Origin of the sequence: Oceaniferula spumae (assembly GCF_042849255.1) — a bacterium.
GTDB lineage: Bacteria > Verrucomicrobiota > Verrucomicrobiia > Verrucomicrobiales > Akkermansiaceae > Oceaniferula > Oceaniferula spumae.
The window spans coordinates 2,077,103-2,095,586 of sequence record NZ_AP026866.1 but is presented as its reverse complement, the minus strand read 5'-3'; the positions used below and the strand labels follow the sequence as shown (position 1 = coordinate 2,095,586).

Here is an 18,484-nt window from a genome sequence, read left to right as displayed (position 1 = left end):
ATTGGTGCTACCAGTGGAAAATCACCGGTGCCGGAATGATGCGGACTTTACCCGGTCCGTTGTTTTTTTTACGAGTCACAGAAGTGACAGTGTTGTCTTCAAACTCGATGGTCGTGCGTGATTTCTCCTCGGTGGTGATGTGCGAGAGTTGGCGAAAGGCGCGGCCGGTGTAGGGATCAACTACCGTGCGATAGTGTTTTTGTTCCTCAACGATGAGAAAATCCCACTTGCCGGATTCACCCTTGCGGGTCTGTTTGACCTCAGTCTCAGTGGGTTCGCCGAGTGACTTTTTGACCTCGTCGAGCGTCATGCCGATGGCGACGTCGTGGTTGGCGATGAGTTCTTTGACGATCATCTGGCGCTCATAGAGCTTTTTCAGATTGTCGATGAAGTCCTTGTCTTTGGAGGCAAGTAGTTGTGGATTCACCCAGCCGGTCACGCCAGCGTGGCTTGCTTCACCTTTCACTCGGTAGGCCTTGTCGGTGATGGCCAAGAGCTGGACCTTGGTATTTGCAGGGAAACTGCCGAGTCGGCGGCTACTTTGCCCTTTCTTGGTGGCGTAGACCGTGGCGGGCTTCACTACCAACAGCGTGATGGTGCGATCGATGTGCTCGTTCAGGTAAATGACGTCAGGGTCATTGTTGAGCAGGGATTTTTTAGGTTCGGCGTTAGCTGGGAGTAGCGTTACGGCGAACAGGGAAAATATGGCGGTGGCAATTTTCATCACGGTGAATGGTAGTGTAGGACGACTGCTTTAGCCACTGGAAAATCCACGTGCTCAAGCAGTTGTTGTCACTCCGACGTGGCGGTCAGGTGTTCTATTCAATGAAAATGGTAGAGAACGCTGTTTATTTCCCTGTCAGCTCTTTGATCTTGGCCATGCAAGCTTTCTCGTTGGTCGCGAGGACTTTGCCGTTTTTATCGATCAAGACGTAGCTGGGGGTGCCGGCGTCGAGCTTGCCTAGACCGGAGGACCGGGCTTTCGAAGAGAGCACAGTGAGCCAGGGGAAATTGGCTGAAGCAGCCCATCCCAAGGCGTCTCTTTTACTGTCGTCTTGACTGACATGAATGAACTCAACTTTCTGGTTATTGGCGATGCTGCTATTGTAATACTTCACTAACTGTGGAGCGTGGGCTTTGCAGGGGCCTCACCAACTGGCGGAGAAATAGACCATGTAATACTCTGGGACTTTGGTGGTGTCGACGGTCTCGAATTTTTTGCCGACGACTTTGACAGTCTTGCCCATGAGCTTTTTGCCCACTGGCTGGTCGGCGAGAGTTTTCTGATTGGCCTTGTCAGCCTCAGCCTTTGCAAGGCGCTCGGCTTCTTCCTTTACAAAGGTTCGGTCAGCCTCGGAAATCAGATCGAGCTTGAAGGTGACCTCGCGGCCTGACTTCAGTACGGTGACCGTAGTATCTGTGCTGCTGACATAATTGCCTTCAAAGGTCTTAGAACCATCGGCACTGGTCCAAATGCGGGCATGCGCACTGGCCAGCATGACCACAGCTAACAGCGGGGTGGTAAGTGATAGGATGAACTTTCGTTTCATAAAATGATGTAGGTAAAAGGTGCTTAAAATAACAACGGCATAGGGCTTCGTATTTGTCTCGCCGATCCTAGCCGAAGTGACGAAGGCGTAGGAAAAGCGACGATCTTCTTCCTCGGACTTGCCAAGTGCTGCCTCGGCTTCCATGGTGGCTGTCGCCGAAATCGGCATACTTTAACGATGAAAAACGATATTTCCAGCAAGTTGTTCAAAGCCGCTAAGGAGGTGATTCCAGGAGGAGTGAATTCACCCGTGCGCGCATTTAAAAATGTCGACGGTGACCCCTTCTTTGTTCGCAGGGCGAAGGGATGCCGTATCGAGGATGTGGATGGCAATCAACTGATCGACTATGTCGGCACATGGGGGCCGGCGATACTCGGTCACGCGCCACAGTGTGTGATTGATGCAGTGCATGAAGCGGCAAAGGAAGGGGTGTCTTTCGGTATTCCCAATCCTTTCGAAGTGGAAATGGCTCGGAAAATCGTCCAGTGGCTCCCATCCGTGGAAAAGGTGCGCATGGTGAACTCAGGAACCGAAGCGACGATGAGTGCGGTACGTCTGGCGCGCGGTTACACTGGGAGAGATAAAATCATCAAATTCGTGGGTTGTTATCACGGTCACGTTGACAGCTTGTTAGTGGCCGCCGGATCAGGTGCGTTGACTCATGGCGAGCCCGACTCAGCCGGGGTGCCGGCGTCATTTGCCGCGGAAACGATTACTCTGCCCTATAACGATCTGGAAAAGGTGCGCGCTGTCTTTGCTGAGATGGGCGATCAGATTGCTGCCGTAATTGTCGAAAGCTATCCGGCGAATGCTGGATTGATTTTCCCTAAGGAAGGTTACCTGCAAGGGCTGCGAGACGTGACTTCTGAGTATGGGGCAGTATTTATTTTTGATGAAGTCATGACCGGATTCCGTGTTGCCCGAGGTGGTGTCCAGGAACTCGAAGGATTGATGCCCGATCTAACAGCAATGGGGAAAGTCATTGGCGGAGGCCTTCCGGTGGGAGCCTTCGGAGGCAAAGCCGAAATCATGGACTATCTCGCTCCGGACGGACCTGTCTATCAGGCAGGAACTCTTAGCGGAAACCCGCTGGCGATGGCTGCCGGCTTGGCCCAGCTTCACGAAATGGATAAGCTGGATGGCTATAAGAGACTGGATCATCTGGGGGCGCATCTGGAAGCAGGTGTTCGTTCCTTATTGAAAGCCAAAGGCATGGACTACCGCTTCAACCGCGTGGGCTCGATGTTCTGCCTGTTCTTCACCGGCGAGGAAATTGTCAATCTCGACTCGGTGATGACTGCGGACACCGCTGCTTTCCGTAAGTATTTCACGGAAATGTTGGAGCAGGGAGTTTACACCGCACCAAGTCCGTATGAGACCGGATTCATTAGTATGGCGCATAGCGAGTCCGATATCGACACCACTCTGGAGTCCATGGAAGTGGCACTTGGAAAGGTTTAAGGCGACTCTGCTAACGGTTATTATTTACTCCTCCGAGCGTCTATGAAAGATCGTGAAGAAACCCGTTGCCAAAATCAAAAGTTTTCCTATAGTCCAGTCATTCCGCGCCGGGATGGTGGAATTGGTAGACACGCTAGATTTAGGATCTAGTGCCCCTAGGGCGTGCAGGTTCGACCCCTGTTCCCGGTACTTCTTCACTCGATTACTTACATAACGACATCATGGACGAACTTAAAAAACAGCTCTCAGAGAAACTTGGATTGAGCGAAGAAATGAGCCAGCAAGCCATCGATATGGTGCTTGGGTTCGTCAAAGACAAGCTGCCCGAAGGCATGCAAGATATCGTGAATTCCGCAGTCAACGGCGAGATGCCTGATACGGGTGGTCTGCTCGATAAAGCCAAAGGTCTTTTCGGAGGTTAGTCCACTGATCACTTGCCCAACGCAGGTGAATTTTTCTAAGCGCATCAGCCTTCATTGGCTGGTGCGCTTTCTTTTTAGCTTGAAAATAAGGGGCTTGGGTGCGAACGGTGCGGTGTCCCAATCATGGAAACGCGCAAAAAACACATGATGATCGGTTTTGCACTGATCTTGTTTTTCTTCATCGCCCTCGGTGGTATCGCTGCAGCGGCATATTTGCCTGGCTTCAGTGGCGAGGTAGGACGTATGTGTCTGGCGCTCATCACCAGTCCGTTCTTAATGGAGACCTCAATTTTTTTCCTGGCGCTAACTCTGCTCTTTGCCATCAACGGCTGGCGTAGGAATCGTGAGGGAGACGACTGGGTGACGCTCGATGAAAATGGTGTTCCAGTTCGCGATAAATAAGATCGGTTAATTCTGGTCTGGTCACGCTGGCGACGATCATTGAGGATGCCGGCGATGAAATGGAATTCTGATCTGAAGCCTCGCTGGGTAGGCATCATTGTCCTGCTCGCGGTGATCGCGGCTGGTTTGAGCCTTTGGCTGACCATTGAAAAACTCAATGGCACCATCACCACTCTCGCTGGCTGTGGCGGTGGCAGTGGTTGTGCCAATGTGTTAGGCAGCAAATGGTCGATGGTTTTCGGTGTTGTCCCGATCAGCGTATTTTCCTTCCTCCTCTATCTGGCGATTATTGTTAGCCTTTGGATGCGGGGGATCACCGTAGGTTGGTTTCGTCAGCTTGCGGCATGGATCATCATTGGTTCAGCCGTTTGGTTTACGGTTTTGCAGTTAGAAGTTATCGGCAGCATTTGTAAGTATTGCATGACAATGCATGGTGTGGGGGTGTTGTTAGCTTTGGCTATTATAATTGCCGAATTTCGCAGCATGGATCGATTGTTGAGGCAAACAGCGGCCACCGTGCCCTCAGCTGTAGTGTTTGTAGGTAGCTTGGCCATGTTGCAGTATTTCGGGCCTCAGCCTCAGACCCATCGCGAGGATGATATTGTTGTCGAAATCGCTTCCGGTGGGGTTCACTCACAAGGTGAGGGCCGCACTGTCGAGTTCTTCGGTGGGCAGAAGCAGTATCGAGTCAATGACTTGCCGCACATTGGAAAAATGGATGCTGAAAATGTGATGGTGAAATACTACGATTACACCTGTGCATCTTGCAAAGATATGCACGGAGATTTGGATGGTCTGTTAGAAAAATACCCTGATCAACTCTGTGTTATACTACTGCCTACGCCGTTGAACCGGAAATGTAATCCAAACCTGCCCATTGGTGTTCAAGATCACGCCAAGGCTTGTGAATTTGCAACCCTAGCGCTCAGGGTGTGGCGAGCTGATCCTGCCAAATTCCGGGAGTTTCATGATTGGTTGTTTGAAAACAAAGAAGTCCCTGTGGAAGCAGCGGAAGCGATGGCAGCCAGTTTGGTGGGCGAGGACAGATTGCCCACGGAAAACGACGAGTGGGTCGTCTCTCTGCTAAAGGAAAACGTAGCTGATTACAAAGTGTTTGCTGAAAATACTCCGGTAATGCCTAAGCTGGCAATTAAGGGCTCGATGATGATGCAAGGAATTGCTCGTACCAAAGAAGACTTCGAAGCCGTTCTTAAAAAACATCTCCAGCTGCGCTAACAGGTTACTTGCACAGGTGGAGCTGTGTTTTTTAAATTCGTAAAATTTTGTAAGGTTTTCTAACTTATCCCTATGGCTACACTAACAGACATCGTCGATTTCCTAGATAAAGAGCTCAATATCGCTGAGATACCGGACTATTCTGGTGCCATGAATGGTTTGCAAATTGAGAATGGAGGTGAGGTGAATCGTGTCGCTGCGGCAGTCGATGCTTCGCTGCCAGTGTTCGAGAAAGCCGTAGCTGACAAAGTAGATTTGTTAGTCGTGCACCATGGAATGTTCTGGCAAGGAGCGCAGAAAATAACTGGCTCCACCTACCGTAAACTGAAGCTGGCAATGGACGCTGGTATGGCACTGTATAGCTCACATATCCCATTGGACGTGCATCCGGCGTGGGGGAATAACAGGTTGCTGGCCAATGAACTGGGTATGACCAAAGCGGAACCGTTTTTTGACTGGAAAGGTATTCAGTTAGGATTACGGCAACAGACGGATCTGGATCTGGATAGCCTTGTCGCTTCAGTTACGCAGGCTGTCGGTGGGCGAGTCCATGTATGCAATGGAGGGAGTTCGCAGGCGGGCATGGTGGGGATCATTACCGGAGGTGCTGGCTCCGAAGTGGCTGCGATGGCGGAGGAGGGCATCAATACGTTCATCACAGGTGAAGGACCGCACTGGAGCTATCCCTTGGCTGAGGAGTTAGGAATCAACCTGATTTACGCCGGGCATTACGCGACAGAGACCTTTGGGGTCAAAGCATTGACAGCTGTCCTTCGTGGAGAATTCGATGTCTCGTCCACTTTCATCGATCATCCGACCGGTTTATGAAGAATATTGAGACAACTTGTCCTTATCAAATTAGTTGGGATTAATCTTGAAATGACGAAAGTCTATATAAATCAATGGCTCCAGGCTGCCATCAAGGCGATTTATTTATTTTAAAAAAAATCAAATATGCCTATTTAGTGCTTGTCGGCTGTCAATCCTCGGGCTTTAATGCCATCACCCTTGCGGGTATAGCTTAATGGTAAAGCTCCAGCCTTCCAAGCTGATCATGCGAGTTCGATTCTCGCTACCCGCTTTTCTATGACAGGAAAAACATCTGTTCACCCAGAAAGGATAACTACTATGAAAAACACTATGAAATACGCACTGTTCGGTGCTGCATTGGCTCTGGTTACACCATCCTACGCAGCTGCGCCTGATTGTTACAAGGTTTCGACAGCTGTCAAAAAGGCAGTCGCCGCTAACCCTGAAAATGTCCTTGAGCTGGTTGCTACCCAGGTCGCCCAAAATGAATCTTGCGCATGCGAGATCGTGAAGGCAGCTATTGTGGCTTCCGATGCTGATAAAAAACTCGTTGCAAACATCGTTTCTGCAGCCATCACTTCCGCTCCATCCAAGGTGCGCATCATCGGCCAGTGTGCTGTTGCTGTAGCTCCTGATGCTTTGGCCGAAGTTCAAGCTGTTGTAACCAAGATGGACGCAAACGCCGGTGACGGATACAGCGCCAAAGGCGGTGCCAAGGATGCCAAAGGTGTGGTCGTTCCACCACCAGTTGCTTCCAACCCTCTTGATTTCCCAGGTCGTGGACCTGAAGGCCCAACTCCTGGTGGCCCAGGTGGTTTCCCACTTTTCCCCCCAGGTCTTCAGCCACCAGTCGTGACTCCTCCTTCATCCACCAATGAAGACGAGCAAGTCCGCATTATTATTGAGACTACTCGTTAATCTCGAGAAGTAAGACTGATAACCCAATTTAATTAAAATACAGACTATGAAAAAACAATTGATCACAGGAGCGTTTGCTTTGGCTTCCCTTGGTGCGGCTTCTGCACAGGGCCTATATGATATCGCCCCTAACGACGATGCCCAAGAAAGTTCACCTCTGAAGTGGAACGCCGGTGTAACATATGGTTATGACGACAACGTTTCTCCTACAGTGCTATCTGGCAACCCTGGACATGAAGACGATGTATCTTACCTCAGCGCCTACGTCGGTGCTTCCTTGGTAAGCATCACTCCTCAGACTACTTGGGATGTGTTCGCACGTGTCGGTGGCACCTATTACCTCGATGCACCAGCAGCAGCTGGAACCGATGATATGTATGGCCAAGGCCGCCTCGGCATCAACTGGGCACACCGTGTCAGCGAGCGTCTCCGTTTCAGCAGCCGTAACTACATTGCTTACGAACTCGAGCCTGATTACGATTATGGCTTCTCCGTTGACCGCCAGATTGGTGAGTATCTTCACTATCAAAGCGACAACGCAGTCGGTTACCGCTGGAGTGAGCGTTTCGCGACCTACACTGGTTTCAAAGTGCGTGGTCTCGACTACCAAAGCAGCTTTAGCGGCAACGACCGTTTGATCTACAGCGTATATAACCAGTTCCGCTACCGTGCTTCCGAGCAGACCGTATGGACTCTCGATTACACTTACAGCTGGACTGATTCCGATGGTTCTGCCTCTGACTCAACTAACCACTTCATTGCAGCCGGTATTGAGCACCGCTTCAGCCCGAACTCTGTTCTGGCACTCAAAGCTGGTGTTCAAATGCGCGATGTCGACAACGGTGAAGACGGGGACAGCCCATTCTTCGAAGCTGCGATCCGCACCCGTGTAAACGAGCAATTCAGCGTTCGCGCTTTCGCTCGCTACAGTGTTGAAGACTATGGAACAAGTTTCCCAACTTACACATACGACACAAACAACACGTTGCGTATCGGTCTTTCGGCTGACTACATCGTCTCACCGGATCTCACTCTGCATGCTGGTGTGAACTACATCACTACAGACATGGAAGACGGTCGTTTCGTTGTCCCAGCTTTCGGCTCTCCTGCTGATCTGGACCAAGACCTTCTGAACCTCTACCTTGGCTTCTCATACAAAGTTAACGAGGGTGTCTATGTAACCGGTTCTTACAACTGGACTGACAGTGACGCCAATGGTGGCTTTGGCCCTGCAGCCGCTTCCCGCACCTACGAGCGTAACCGCGCTTCCATCGGTGTTCGCGTTGAGTTCTAATTTTCCTGTCGAAAAATCCGAACATATCAGCCGTCGCAATGTCTTACATTGCGACGGCTTTTTGATTTACAAATCCTAAGTTCTCGTAGACAAAGAGCCAACTCGGCCACTTCCGGCCTCTCTTGGAATTCGTAAGTAGCGAATGCCTTGAACCCAGCCCAGTAGATTACTGAAAATGCAACAGCAAAACATCAATCAAAACGAAGCCTCATTGCACGCCATCGATTATTGGCAGGTTCTCAAAAACCGTTATGGTGTAATCCTTCTAACATTCCTGTTGGTTTTCCTAACAGCTGCCGTCATCACCTATGTGATGCCTAAAAAATACGAGAGCTCGGCACTGGTAGAGGTGAAGCCTATTGTTGATGTTGACCCTACTCTCAGTCGTAGTTCTGGAACTGGTGCAGTCATGACGCAGCAGTTCATGAACACTCAGTTCGAGATCATTGTAGCACCTGCTACCCTTGAGTTGGCTATTGACAAAAAACAGTTAGAAACACGATGGGGTGAGGATCGTAAGACTGTTCTGAAGATTCTGCGCTCAATTGTTAGAACGAGTCAGCGTCGTGGCACTGACCTGATCGAAATCTCAGTCCGACACCGTGACAGAGAGGATGCCAAAGCTGTGGCCGAGGCTGTTTACCAAGCTTATGAAGTTCGTCGGAATGATTTGGAATTAGGTCTGAGAAAAAATCAGCTTAAAGCCATCCAGGTTGAACTTCAGAATAAAAGCGATCGGGTTGCCGAAATGCGCAAACGCCTGATGGACATCGCTGAAAAAGTGGGTGTGATTTGGTTGGAAAACGAGCGCGGAGGTGAAACCTTCGGCGGTAAAATGGAACTGCGTGATCTTGCCGAGAAGCAGCTCTACGAGGCCAAGCGTGAAAAGGAACAACTCTCATTCCAAATCAACAAATTGTTAACTCTGGATAATGATGAGCTTGTTAGTGTCGCCGCGGATCTTCCGGACGTTGGTTTCAAGGAAAACTACATGCAGTATGTTGAGGCCAAGCGTGACCTGCAAGTATTGGCTGCGCAAGGCTTAGGTAGTCAACACCCGGACATCGTAGCTCGCAAGACCATGATCTCTGAGCTTCAGGAGAGTTTGAAAAAACGGGCGATTAACGTCAGAGACAATTTGAAATACAAGCTGACTCAAATTGAGGGACGCGTCGAAAAGATGAAGGACGTTCTCAATGAGCAACAAGATCGAGGCACTGAGCAAGCCCGCCAATTCCAAGAGTTCAACATTGCTCGTAAAGAGTATCAAACCGCTCAGAGCATCAAAGATCAGATGGAGGTGAAGTATGATATTGAGAAAACTAAACTCATCATGCCTCCTACAAGTATCATCGTTCACCAAGTGCCCCAGATTGAGGACACACCAGTAAGCCCGAATGTTCCGCTTAACTTGGCTCTGGGTGCTGTTGTCGGTTTGATCTTCGGTGTCGGTATTGCCTTCTGTTTGGAATATCTCGATACCTCTGTGAAGAGTCTGGAAGACGTGGAGCGTTTCTTGAACGTGCCAGTGCTCGCTGTGATTCCCAAGGACGTGGGAGTTCTGCACAAACAAAGTGGCATGAGCCCGGATGCAGAGGCTTATCGAATTCTGCGAACCAATATTGAGTTCAACCGCAAAAACCCAGAGGATAACTCAATCACCGTGGTCTCCGGTGGTGCGGGTGAAGGTAAATCAACAACACTCGTCAACTTGGCCTACATCTGTGCCCAAGGTGGTTACACAACCCTGATGATTGACGCTGACCTTCGTCGTCCACGTTTGCATACCTTCTTTGACATTAACAACTCAGTGGGTCTCACCAACTACCTGACCACTGATCTGCTCCTGGAGGATGTGATCTTGCAGACCCCAGTGGATAACCTCTACTTCATGCCATCAGGGATTCTTCCTGCGGATGCAGCGGGTATTCTCAACTCTCGCCGCATGTCAGAGTTGATTCAGGATGTTAAGCAGCGCTTTGACCTGGTCTTGGTGGACTCCCCACCGATTCTCGGTGTCAGTGATGCATCTGTTCTCGCCAGTGAAGTTGATCTGACCATGATCGTTGTTCAGCACCGTAAACTTCCACGGAACATGCTGCTTCGCGTGAAGCAAGCTGTGGAAAATGTCGGAGGTCACGTCATAGGTGTGGTTCTCAACAACGTCGACGTGCGCAGTGACAACCAATACCAGTACTACACCAGCTACTACACCTACTACGCACCTACTAGCGGCGAAGAGATCCAGCAGAACACTCCATCGGCTCCAAAAGGTGCAGCACCGAGCAAAGCTGCTAAGGAAGACGAGGATCTCTATTAAACAGAATCCCGTGGGCTAAATACCTGATTTGACATTGAGTCTGTCCACTGTATGGTTTTAGCCCCGTTGTTCCAGTGGTGATCAATCAAGGTGACCACTGGCAAAACCCCTCCCCGAGCTTCACAATTAACAAAACCCAATCCTATATGAAAACATTATCAAAATTCATGGCACTGGCCACAATGGCAGCGACCCTGTGGTCAGGCACCGCACTGGCGCAAATCTCAACGAAGGAAATTCTTTCCATTACCATCAAAGGAGTGCCTGCGACGGAGCAAACTCGGATCAGCGGGGAATATGTTGTCAGCCCCGACGGCCAAATCTATTTGCCACTGCTCAAAGGTGGAATTCGCGCCAGTGGTCTCTCTAGCTCAGCGTTGGCCCGTAGTATCGAGAGTGCTTACCGCTCCGCAGAAATGTATCAGAACCCACGTATCACCGTGGTTTCTCGTAAGGACACAGCGGCCTCAAATATTGATCAGCAATTGATCAGTGTGGGTGGATTTGTCAAATCTCCTGGTCAGAAGCCTTACACTCGCGGCATGACATTGTTCCAAGCGGTTTCGGCTGCTGGCGGAGAAACTGCTTTTGGTTCCATCAAACGTGTGGAGCTACACCGCAATGGTAAAAAGTGGATCTATGACCTCAGAAACTCAACCCACATGCGGGTGAAAGTTTACCCACATGATACCATTAACGTTCCGCAGAAAACTGCATTCGGGAACTAAAAGGTAGACCATATTTACACTTACCGATGGCAGTCCATGCCATCGGTATTTTTTTTGTAAGAGTGTGAGCATTCACCAGGCAAGCTCGACGGCTTCTCTCCAATATGCTCAGGCTCTATTCACCCAGTCGGATGGTCGGGGAGGCTAGTTTGATGTCAGCTTCTTTGAATCTGCGAAGGATATTCTTAAGCACCTTGGATCTGATTCGAGTGCGCTCCCGTATGTCGGGGATGCGGTATCGGCCTTCGACCAAGATGCCGGAGTTCATGTGTCCACCGTCGTCGTGCCACAGGGAGCGAACAACGACCTCAGCCGTGTCCGGCAGCACCCGCTCGGTTTCTTGTATCGCACGGGAGGCGACGTCACAGACTTGGTCGATGTCACTGTCATGGTTGACTTGAAATCTTACTCGAACCCGCATGGAGCCCGTTTTCTCATGTGAAAAATTGGTAATGACCGAGTTCGCCAGCAGATTGTTTGGATAGTTAACGGCTACTCCGTCCGTGTTGCGAATACATGTTCGTCGCAGGCCTATATCCAGGACATCTCCCCATGCTCCCCAGTGGGCTCCGATTTTATCAATTTTCACCCGATCACCGACCCGAATAGGCCGATCCGTGATCAGGAAAACGCCTGATAGGATATCGGCGAGGGTTTCCTTGGCAGCCAGACCCAGAGCTATCCCCGCGATACCAGCACTGGCCAGTAGTGGTGTGATTTCGATCCCGTGGATGTTGAGAACCACGAGAAACAACGCGAATATCAGAACGAGTTTGTAAAAGCTCCGAAGAAAATGAACGAGTCGGTCATCTAGATCATTTTCCGTCGCTGCGGCCACCCGATCCAATCCTCGCAGAATGAAGCGATGGATGACCAGATGGATGATCAGAGCTCCTACAATTGCGGTACCCGTCTGATACCAAACATTTTCAGACCAAGATACCCAAGTGGAGTAATCTGTCCAAGCGGCCAAAAAATCGGCAGTAAGCTCCACCGTGAAAAAGCACGTGTCTGAATGCATGCTGATGCATAGCACACGCGGGTGACAGTCCACAAGACTGCCATTCAACTATGTGACTTAAACCCAGCCAATCATACCGCAGACGCGGTAAACTGAGTAGACAAACAGGATGAAAAGAACGACGACAAAGGCTTTGGCGCAGGCTTCGATGGATGTGCGGGTCATGACGGGATCAGATTGGTTTTATGAGGGCACGGCGCTTATAAACTCACTACGAAGGCAGGTCAAGAACTGTGCACGGCGCAAAACTTTACCATTCTCCTTCGGCATCCTTTTGCCTAGTATAATTCCATGATTCGTTCGGCGTGTTGTTTACTCATTATTCTAGGTGCCGCAGTGTTGGTTTCCTGTGGTGGCGGATATCGCGGTTACATGCAGAGCCCCTATACGATCAGAGGTGAAAGGTATCATCCTATGTCAGTGGACCAGGCTATTCATCACAAAGAGGAAGGAATTGGCTCGTGGTATAACGAGAGTAAATTCTTCGGCCTCAAGCGGGGAAATACGTCGCTCGGTGAGAAAGTGATGCCGTGGCATATCTCGGCAGCACATAAAACACTGCCCTTACCCTGCGTCGTCAAGGTCACTAATCTGGCCAATGGGAAATCCCTGAAAATGCGTGTTAACGACCGAGGACCGTTTATCCCCGGTCGGGTCATTGATGTCACTCCTCGTGCAGCATCAAAGCTCGGTTTTAAAGACAAAGGTTTAACACGCGTGAGAGTGGAGGTTGTCAGTGTGGGAGACGGGAAATATAAGCGAAAGGCCAAGCGTTCCTGGTTCTGGTGGTAGAGAGGAGTGCTGCGGCTGCCTTATCCTTGCGATCACCGACAGCTGGGGTTACAAATCGGCATGATCTATCTCGACTCGAACGCTACCACTCAAGTGCACCCAGAGGTGTTGGAGGCGATGTTACCGTTTCTAACGGATCATTGGCACAACCCCTCCAGTGGCTACCGAGCCGCCAAGGTGGTTAAAAATGCATTGGCAACTGCGCATGAGCAGGTGGCAGCATTGATTAATGCCAAGCCCGAAGAGATTGTCATGACAGGCTGTGGAACGGAGTCGAATAATGCTGTGCTGGCATTTATGGCATCTCAGGCCAATGACAAACGCCGCATTGTCACGAGTGCCATCGAACATAGCGCGATACTGCGCTACTGTGAGTCGATTTCAGAGAAAAACGACATCATCGTCGACAAGGTCGGTGTGGATGCAGGCGGGCGGCTTTGTTTGGATCAGTTCAAGGAAGCCGTTCAGCAAGAGGACTGCCTAATGGCTTCCATCATGTGGGCTAATAATGAAACCGGCGTGATCCAGCCGGTGCATGAGGCCGCGGCTCTTGCCCGAGACCATGGCGTAATCATGCACAGCGATGCTATTCAAGCGGTTGGAAAGACGCCGGTGGATGTGCGTGAAGTTGGGATCGATTTCTTATCGATCTCCGGCCATAAATTTCACGCTCCCAAGGGGGTGGGTGCTATTTATGTCCGAGAGGGTATGCGATACGAGCCCCTGCTGATAGGTGGCGGTCAAGAGGGCGGGCGGAGAAGCGGCACTGAGAATGTGGCATCCATTGTAGGTTTGGGTAAAGCGGCCGAAATCATGAAAAAGCGACTCGATGCCGACGGGCACGCAGGTGTTGCAGAGCTGCGTGATCATTTTGAAAAACGTGTGACCTCTGAGCTCGAGGGAGTTCGAATCAATGGAGCCCCTGAATATCGCACGGCGAATACCTGTCATGTATCCTTTGACGGCTGCGAGGCGGCAGGATTACTTATTTTGTTAGATGAATACGGGGTGCAATGCTCCGCTGGCAGTGCCTGTATGACAGGAAAACAACAGCCGTCTCACGTTCAGACTGCGATGGGCATCTCGGCTCTCAGTGCAAAGAGCAGCCTCCGAATCTCATTCTCGATCTTCAGCACTCGTGATGAGTGCGATGTTGCTGTGGAGGCGGTGAAAAAAGCCGTCGGAAAACTTCGCAGCGTGCAAGGCGGCCCCGGAGTTGGTCCGGTTCAGGTGTATACAGGCAACTAACCGCCCTTCGCGACGAATTAGGTGTCCGCTAAGCCAGGTTTTCAATCCGGAACACGACCGGACGTGAATTAACACAGCTGAGCGCTTCGATTGTTTTCAGAGTGTCCTTGAGTAGGCCGAAGCGGCACGTGTGCAGCTGGAATACCATGTCGACAAAATCGGCATCTGGATCATCCGCATTTACGGGTGAGTGTGTTCCTGAAATCCCGATACCCGCATTGGCGAGTTCATTGGCAATTTTTGCCACAACACCCGGTTCATCAGTGACGTCAAAGCGCACATAGTATGGCGTTTTGGTATCTTCGATGGCCATCAGTTTCCCCTCATCCTTGTAAGGTAAAAATCCGCGGTGTCCTTCCTGTCCATCTTCCAGACCTCGCGCGGCTTCGACGATGTCAGCCACCACTGATGAGGCTGTAGGGTCTTTACCAGCACCTCTACCGTAAAAGAGGGATTCACCCGCGGCATCGCCTTTGACAGCGACGGCATTGAACACACCGTTGACGCTGGAAAGCACATGGCTGCGGGGAATGAATGAAGGTTGGGTGCGGAGCTCGATAGTGCCGTCCTCATGTTCGCGAACAACGCAGAGAAGTTTGACTACAAAACCGAGACGCTTGGCGAATTCAATATCTGTGGCCCTCACACGTTCAATACCGCGCACGTAGACCTTACTTGGATCGATAGTGAATCCATAGGCCAATGTAGCTAACAGAATTGCCTTGTGGGCGGCATCCCAGCCGTTGACGTCGAGAGTGGGATCGGCCTCTGCGTAACCGAGTTTCTGCGCTTCACCGAGAGCTTCCTCATAGCCGAGGCCGGCTTCTGTCATACGCTGGAGGATATAGTTGGATGTGCCATTGATGATGCCGGCCATCGATTGGATCCGGTTTCCTACAAATGAGTCCTGCACGGTCTTGATGATGGGAATGCCTCCGGCAACCGCTGCCTCGAAATGGATGGGTGTGTTTTTTTCAAGTGACAGGCTGAAAAGTTCTTTGCCACGTTCAGCGAGTAGAGCTTTGTTTCCTGTCACTACAGGTTTACCCGCGCTGAGTGCCGAGGCGACGATGTCGTAGGCGGTGGTGGTGCCCCCGATGAGCTCCACAACGATGTCTACCTCAGGATCATTGACTACCTCGAGCCAGTCGGTGGTGAACTTTTCGGTCGGTACATTTTCGAGTCGGGTCTTTTTGGGATCGCGCACTGCGATGCGCTTAATCTCGACACACACGCCTGTGCGCTTGGAAATGAGATCAAAGTTCCGCTCGAGAGTTTCCCAGACACCGGTTCCTACGGTGCCAAATCCTGCGAGTCCTATACCGAGAGTTTTATTCATAATTTGCGTGGCTTACTGGCCACGCCCCTTTTGCCGCAGGGTGGCGGTTCTAAAAAGAGCAAAGTGATACATGTTTTCGGAAAGCTCGGAAATGACTCGTCGGGCAGCGGTAGGCATTGACAGATCATGGCTGGATGTGGGAGTAATGCAACGTCATGACAGAACGCCAAGTGACTATTCCAAACAAACCTTTGGTGGTTGGTTCCGTTGCCACCCTGAATCACTTGGCGTGCTTGCAGCCGATCGAGCTGCCACAGCAGTGTGATCTGCTCGAAATCCGTCTCGATGGCATGGCCGGTCATGAGGAGGCGCTACAAATTGAACTCGACCGATTTACAGAAATCCCACTCTTATTCACGGCGCGTGCTGCCAACGAGGGCGGTTTGATGGCACTGTCTACTGAGGAAAGATCAGAGCTTCTCCTTTCTGTCGCAGATCGAGCGACGTGGATCGATGTTGAACTAGCATCGTATGATGACATGCATGACGCCATCCATCGCATACGAATGAAGGAGGTCGGGTTGATTCTATCGTATCATAATTTTGAAGAGACGCCGGAAGAGTTCGCGTTGCAGAGGACGATCGATCTCGCGGAAGAGGCGGATATCATAAAACTCGCAGTAATGCATCACGGAGTTGAAGACTTCGCCCGCTGCACCAGACTGCTGAAAAGAAACGATCACCCGATGTCGTTCATGGGCATGGGACAGTTAGGCGCAGTCTCACGATTGCTCTACGCACAGCATGGTTCACTGCTGAACTATGGATATTTAGGTGATGAACCTACCGCTCCCGGTCAATGGCCCGCGAAAATGTTGAAGGATGCTATCGCGGCACTGGATCCCATTGTTTGGTCCTGATTGCAGCTACTTATCCTCTGCGGGTTGGTTCACCACTTTGACGGGGGCGTCAGGCATCGCGTTCAGGAAAGTCTTTCCGTAGGGTTTTGTGACCACTCGGTTGTCTAACAAAACAACCATGCCGCTGTCTTTCTTCGTTCGGATTAGGCGGCCCACTCCTTGGCGAAGTTTTAACACCGCTTCTGGAACCGAATAATCAACAAACGAGTTGCCACCTTCTGCTTCGATTGCTTCGAGGCGTGATGCTACCAAAGGGTGGTCTGGAACAGCAAAGGGAAGTCGAGTGACGATGACATTGGAGAGCGCTTCTCCTGGAACGTCTACACCGGCCCAGAAGCTGTCGGTGCCGAACAATACGCTATTAATATCTTTGCGGAAAATTTCCACCATCTTGTGACGCGGTGTCCCATCGCCCTGGACTAACAGCCGCCAGTCGTTATCGAAAAAGAAGTCCTCCATAGCCTCCGCCACACTGCGCATCAGACGGTAACTGGTAAACAGGACGAAGGCTTTGCCTTCAGTGTATTTGAGCACACGGCCAATCCAGTGGATCAGTGCCTTCTCGTAATCGTTACTCGTGGGATCAGGCATCGATTTGATGACGTAGATCTTCATCTGCTCCTTGTAATTGAAAGGACTGCCTATTTTTACCGCCACTGAATTCTCCGCACCGATGCGTTTCCTGAAATAGGTTAGCTCATCATCTCCGGTGCCAAGCGTAGCGCTGGTCATGATGCATGTTCGATCTGGGCCGAACATCATTCGGCGAAGTCGATCCGCCACCCTAACAGGTGCGGCGTGGATGCTGAGGAGATCACCCTCACGACCACCTTTCTCCACCCAATACACGCTATCATCATCCTCTTGATCGAGAAAAATCCGGATGCCGGCGTGGATCTCGCGCATGCGCCGGGCACCATCCATGAGTTCACTGCGAGTTGTGGAATCTTTCTCCAAGGCATCGGCGCAATTTTCAACTTCGGTCCACAGTTGGCGAAGCGGCTCGGCTATGGTGTTTTCCACAAAGTCCGGATTGCGCACGCGACACTCCTTGCTGAATTTTCCGAAAGTCACCTGACTGGCGATGTTGTCATAAAATTCATCCGCAGCTTCAAGGGCGCGTTCAGCTGCTTTCATTGATCCTGCATGGCGCAGGGCACGTAGAAGTCCTTTACGGTTCTTCGGATTGTATAGCCGTTGAATGTCAAATTTCAGTCCAGCGTGGCTCTGCCGTAACCCTAACTGCACGGCAGCCACATGTTCCAAGGTATGAGCCTCATCGAAGATGACGAAATCATCCGGGAAAAGATAGCCGCAGTCGTCGTCAGCTAGTTCACCGAGCGCAAACAGTGAGAAGAACAAGGTGTGGTTCAGCACCACGATGTGGGCCTCTTCCATTTGCTTGCGAGCTTTCTGATAGAAACAATTCCCATTCCTTCCGCAGGTCCGCAATGTGCAGACGCTTCCCTCGCTACAGACTTGGCTCCATACTTTGGCAGAGGGTTGGAAATCCAAGTCGCTCTTTGTGCCATCGTTGGTTCCCTCCGCCCAGTCCCAGATCGCCTTGAGTTCTTCGCCCTCACTGGTGCTGAAGAGATCGCCTGTCTGGTCCATAGCGCGGCGTAGTCTCAATGGGCAGACGTAGTTGCCCCGACCTTTTAACAGAGCTGCTTTAAGCCCTCCGCCGAGAATCTTGTTAGCCAAGGGGATGTCTTTACTGATCAACTGCTCCTGCAAGTTGATCGTGTGCGTGGAAATGACCGCCTTACGACCACTCTCAAGAGCATATTTGGCAGCAGGAATGAGGTAGGCGAGAGACTTTCCCACACCTGTTCCAGCTTCGGCACACAGAACATGGCGATCTTCGAGCGCCTCGGCAACGTGCATCGCCATTGCTTGCTGCTCAGGACGAAACTCAAAATCAGGAGACGCCGATAGCCCGCCTGTCGTGGAAAACATCGTTTCCATTTCCTGCTTCAGCACACCGGGCACGGCTCCTTGTTCTGCAAATCCGATCATCGTCCGGCACTGTATTACGACATCATTTGAACATCTACAACTACCAAGCACCAATTCCATGACT

18 protein-coding genes and 2 tRNA genes are annotated in these 18,484 nt (G+C 51.0%); 14 read left to right on the top strand and 6 right to left on the bottom strand.

Annotation, left to right across the window (positions count from 1 at the left end; all coding sequences use genetic code 11):
- Positions 1–7 precede the first annotated feature (7 nt).
- From ACSPJT_RS08660 to ACSPJT_RS08650, 3 genes are all read right to left on the bottom strand, one after another.
- Positions 8–724, bottom strand: a complete 717-nt coding sequence (locus ACSPJT_RS08660) for a hypothetical protein (protein WP_435895980.1) — start codon at positions 722–724, stop codon at positions 8–10.
- Between the two features lie 124 nt (positions 725–848).
- Entirely contained in the window at positions 849–1,118 is a 270-nt protein-coding gene (locus ACSPJT_RS08655; protein ID WP_435895979.1) for a TlpA family protein disulfide reductase, read from the bottom strand.
- Positions 1,119–1,148: 30 nt separating this feature from the next.
- Positions 1,149–1,718 carry a hypothetical protein gene (locus tag ACSPJT_RS08650; protein WP_435895978.1) on the bottom strand — a complete coding sequence of 190 codons (570 nt, stop codon included), beginning with the start codon at positions 1,716–1,718 and terminating at the stop codon, positions 1,149–1,151.
- Between the two features lie 9 nt (positions 1,719–1,727).
- Here ACSPJT_RS08650 and hemL point away from each other — a divergent pair, with 9 nt between their 5' ends.
- The 11 genes from hemL to ACSPJT_RS08595 all read left to right on the top strand — a co-directional run bounded on the left by hemL (position 1,728) and on the right by ACSPJT_RS08595 (position 11,141).
- On the top strand, positions 1,728–3,011 hold the full coding sequence (hemL, locus tag ACSPJT_RS08645) for a glutamate-1-semialdehyde 2,1-aminomutase (protein ID WP_435895977.1): 1,284 nt from the start codon (positions 1,728–1,730) through the stop codon (positions 3,009–3,011).
- 106 nt (positions 3,012–3,117) lie between these two features.
- Positions 3,118–3,200: transfer RNA gene (locus ACSPJT_RS08640), tRNA-Leu, on the top strand.
- Positions 3,201–3,232: 32 nt separating this feature from the next.
- Positions 3,233–3,433 (top strand): DUF2267 domain-containing protein, encoded by a 201-nt coding sequence (locus ACSPJT_RS08635; RefSeq protein ID WP_435895976.1) that lies wholly within the window; start codon positions 3,233–3,235, stop codon positions 3,431–3,433.
- Positions 3,434–3,556: 123 nt separating this feature from the next.
- Positions 3,557–3,835 (top strand): hypothetical protein, encoded by a 279-nt coding sequence (locus ACSPJT_RS08630; RefSeq protein ID WP_435895975.1) that lies wholly within the window; start codon positions 3,557–3,559, stop codon positions 3,833–3,835.
- Between the two features lie 54 nt (positions 3,836–3,889).
- On the top strand, positions 3,890–5,071 hold the full coding sequence (locus ACSPJT_RS08625; RefSeq protein ID WP_435895974.1) for a vitamin K epoxide reductase family protein: 1,182 nt from the start codon (positions 3,890–3,892) through the stop codon (positions 5,069–5,071).
- 72 nt (positions 5,072–5,143) lie between these two features.
- Entirely contained in the window at positions 5,144–5,899 is a 756-nt protein-coding gene (locus tag ACSPJT_RS08620) for a Nif3-like dinuclear metal center hexameric protein (protein ID WP_435895973.1), read from the top strand.
- Positions 5,900–6,081: 182 nt separating this feature from the next.
- Positions 6,082–6,152: transfer RNA gene (locus tag ACSPJT_RS08615), tRNA-Gly, on the top strand.
- A gap of 59 nt (positions 6,153–6,211) precedes the next feature.
- Entirely contained in the window at positions 6,212–6,799 is a 588-nt protein-coding gene (locus ACSPJT_RS08610) for a hypothetical protein (RefSeq protein WP_435895972.1), read from the top strand.
- A 46-nt stretch (positions 6,800–6,845) separates the two neighbouring features.
- The gene (locus ACSPJT_RS08605; protein ID WP_435895971.1) at positions 6,846–8,093 is read left to right on the top strand and encodes a hypothetical protein; all 1,248 of its coding nucleotides are present in this window, start codon (positions 6,846–6,848) and stop codon (positions 8,091–8,093) included.
- Between the two features lie 175 nt (positions 8,094–8,268).
- The gene (locus ACSPJT_RS08600; protein WP_435895970.1) at positions 8,269–10,413 is read left to right on the top strand and encodes a GumC family protein; all 2,145 of its coding nucleotides are present in this window, start codon (positions 8,269–8,271) and stop codon (positions 10,411–10,413) included.
- Between the two features lie 146 nt (positions 10,414–10,559).
- A complete protein-coding gene (locus ACSPJT_RS08595) occupies positions 10,560–11,141 on the top strand; it encodes a polysaccharide biosynthesis/export family protein (protein WP_435895969.1) in 582 nt (193 codons plus the stop codon).
- A 115-nt stretch (positions 11,142–11,256) separates the two neighbouring features.
- Here the strand turns inward: ACSPJT_RS08595 and ACSPJT_RS08590 are convergent, their stop codons facing one another.
- Positions 11,257–12,162, bottom strand: coding sequence for a mechanosensitive ion channel family protein (locus tag ACSPJT_RS08590; RefSeq protein ID WP_435895968.1), 906 nt, complete (start codon positions 12,160–12,162; stop codon positions 11,257–11,259).
- A 414-nt stretch (positions 12,163–12,576) separates the two neighbouring features.
- On the opposite strand from ACSPJT_RS08590, the gene ACSPJT_RS08585 reads away from it, so the two are divergent.
- Together ACSPJT_RS08585 and ACSPJT_RS08580 are read left to right on the top strand one after the other, a co-directional pair.
- On the top strand, positions 12,577–12,954 hold the full coding sequence (locus ACSPJT_RS08585; protein ID WP_435895967.1) for a septal ring lytic transglycosylase RlpA family protein: 378 nt from the start codon (positions 12,577–12,579) through the stop codon (positions 12,952–12,954).
- Positions 12,955–13,014: 60 nt separating this feature from the next.
- The gene (locus tag ACSPJT_RS08580) at positions 13,015–14,202 is read left to right on the top strand and encodes a cysteine desulfurase family protein (protein WP_435895966.1); all 1,188 of its coding nucleotides are present in this window, start codon (positions 13,015–13,017) and stop codon (positions 14,200–14,202) included.
- Positions 14,203–14,230: 28 nt separating this feature from the next.
- Here ACSPJT_RS08580 and ACSPJT_RS08575 read toward each other — a convergent pair whose 3' ends face one another.
- On the bottom strand, positions 14,231–15,541 hold the full coding sequence (locus ACSPJT_RS08575) for a homoserine dehydrogenase (RefSeq protein ID WP_435895965.1): 1,311 nt from the start codon (positions 15,539–15,541) through the stop codon (positions 14,231–14,233).
- 155 nt (positions 15,542–15,696) lie between these two features.
- Here ACSPJT_RS08575 and ACSPJT_RS08570 point away from each other — a divergent pair, with 155 nt between their 5' ends.
- Positions 15,697–16,401 (top strand): type I 3-dehydroquinate dehydratase, encoded by a 705-nt coding sequence (locus ACSPJT_RS08570; RefSeq protein WP_435895964.1) that lies wholly within the window; start codon positions 15,697–15,699, stop codon positions 16,399–16,401.
- Positions 16,402–16,407: 6 nt separating this feature from the next.
- Here ACSPJT_RS08570 and ACSPJT_RS08565 read toward each other — a convergent pair whose 3' ends face one another.
- Positions 16,408–18,420 carry an ATP-dependent DNA helicase gene (locus tag ACSPJT_RS08565; protein WP_435895963.1) on the bottom strand — a complete coding sequence of 671 codons (2,013 nt, stop codon included), beginning with the start codon at positions 18,418–18,420 and terminating at the stop codon, positions 16,408–16,410.
- Positions 18,421–18,484: the final 64 nt, after the last annotated feature.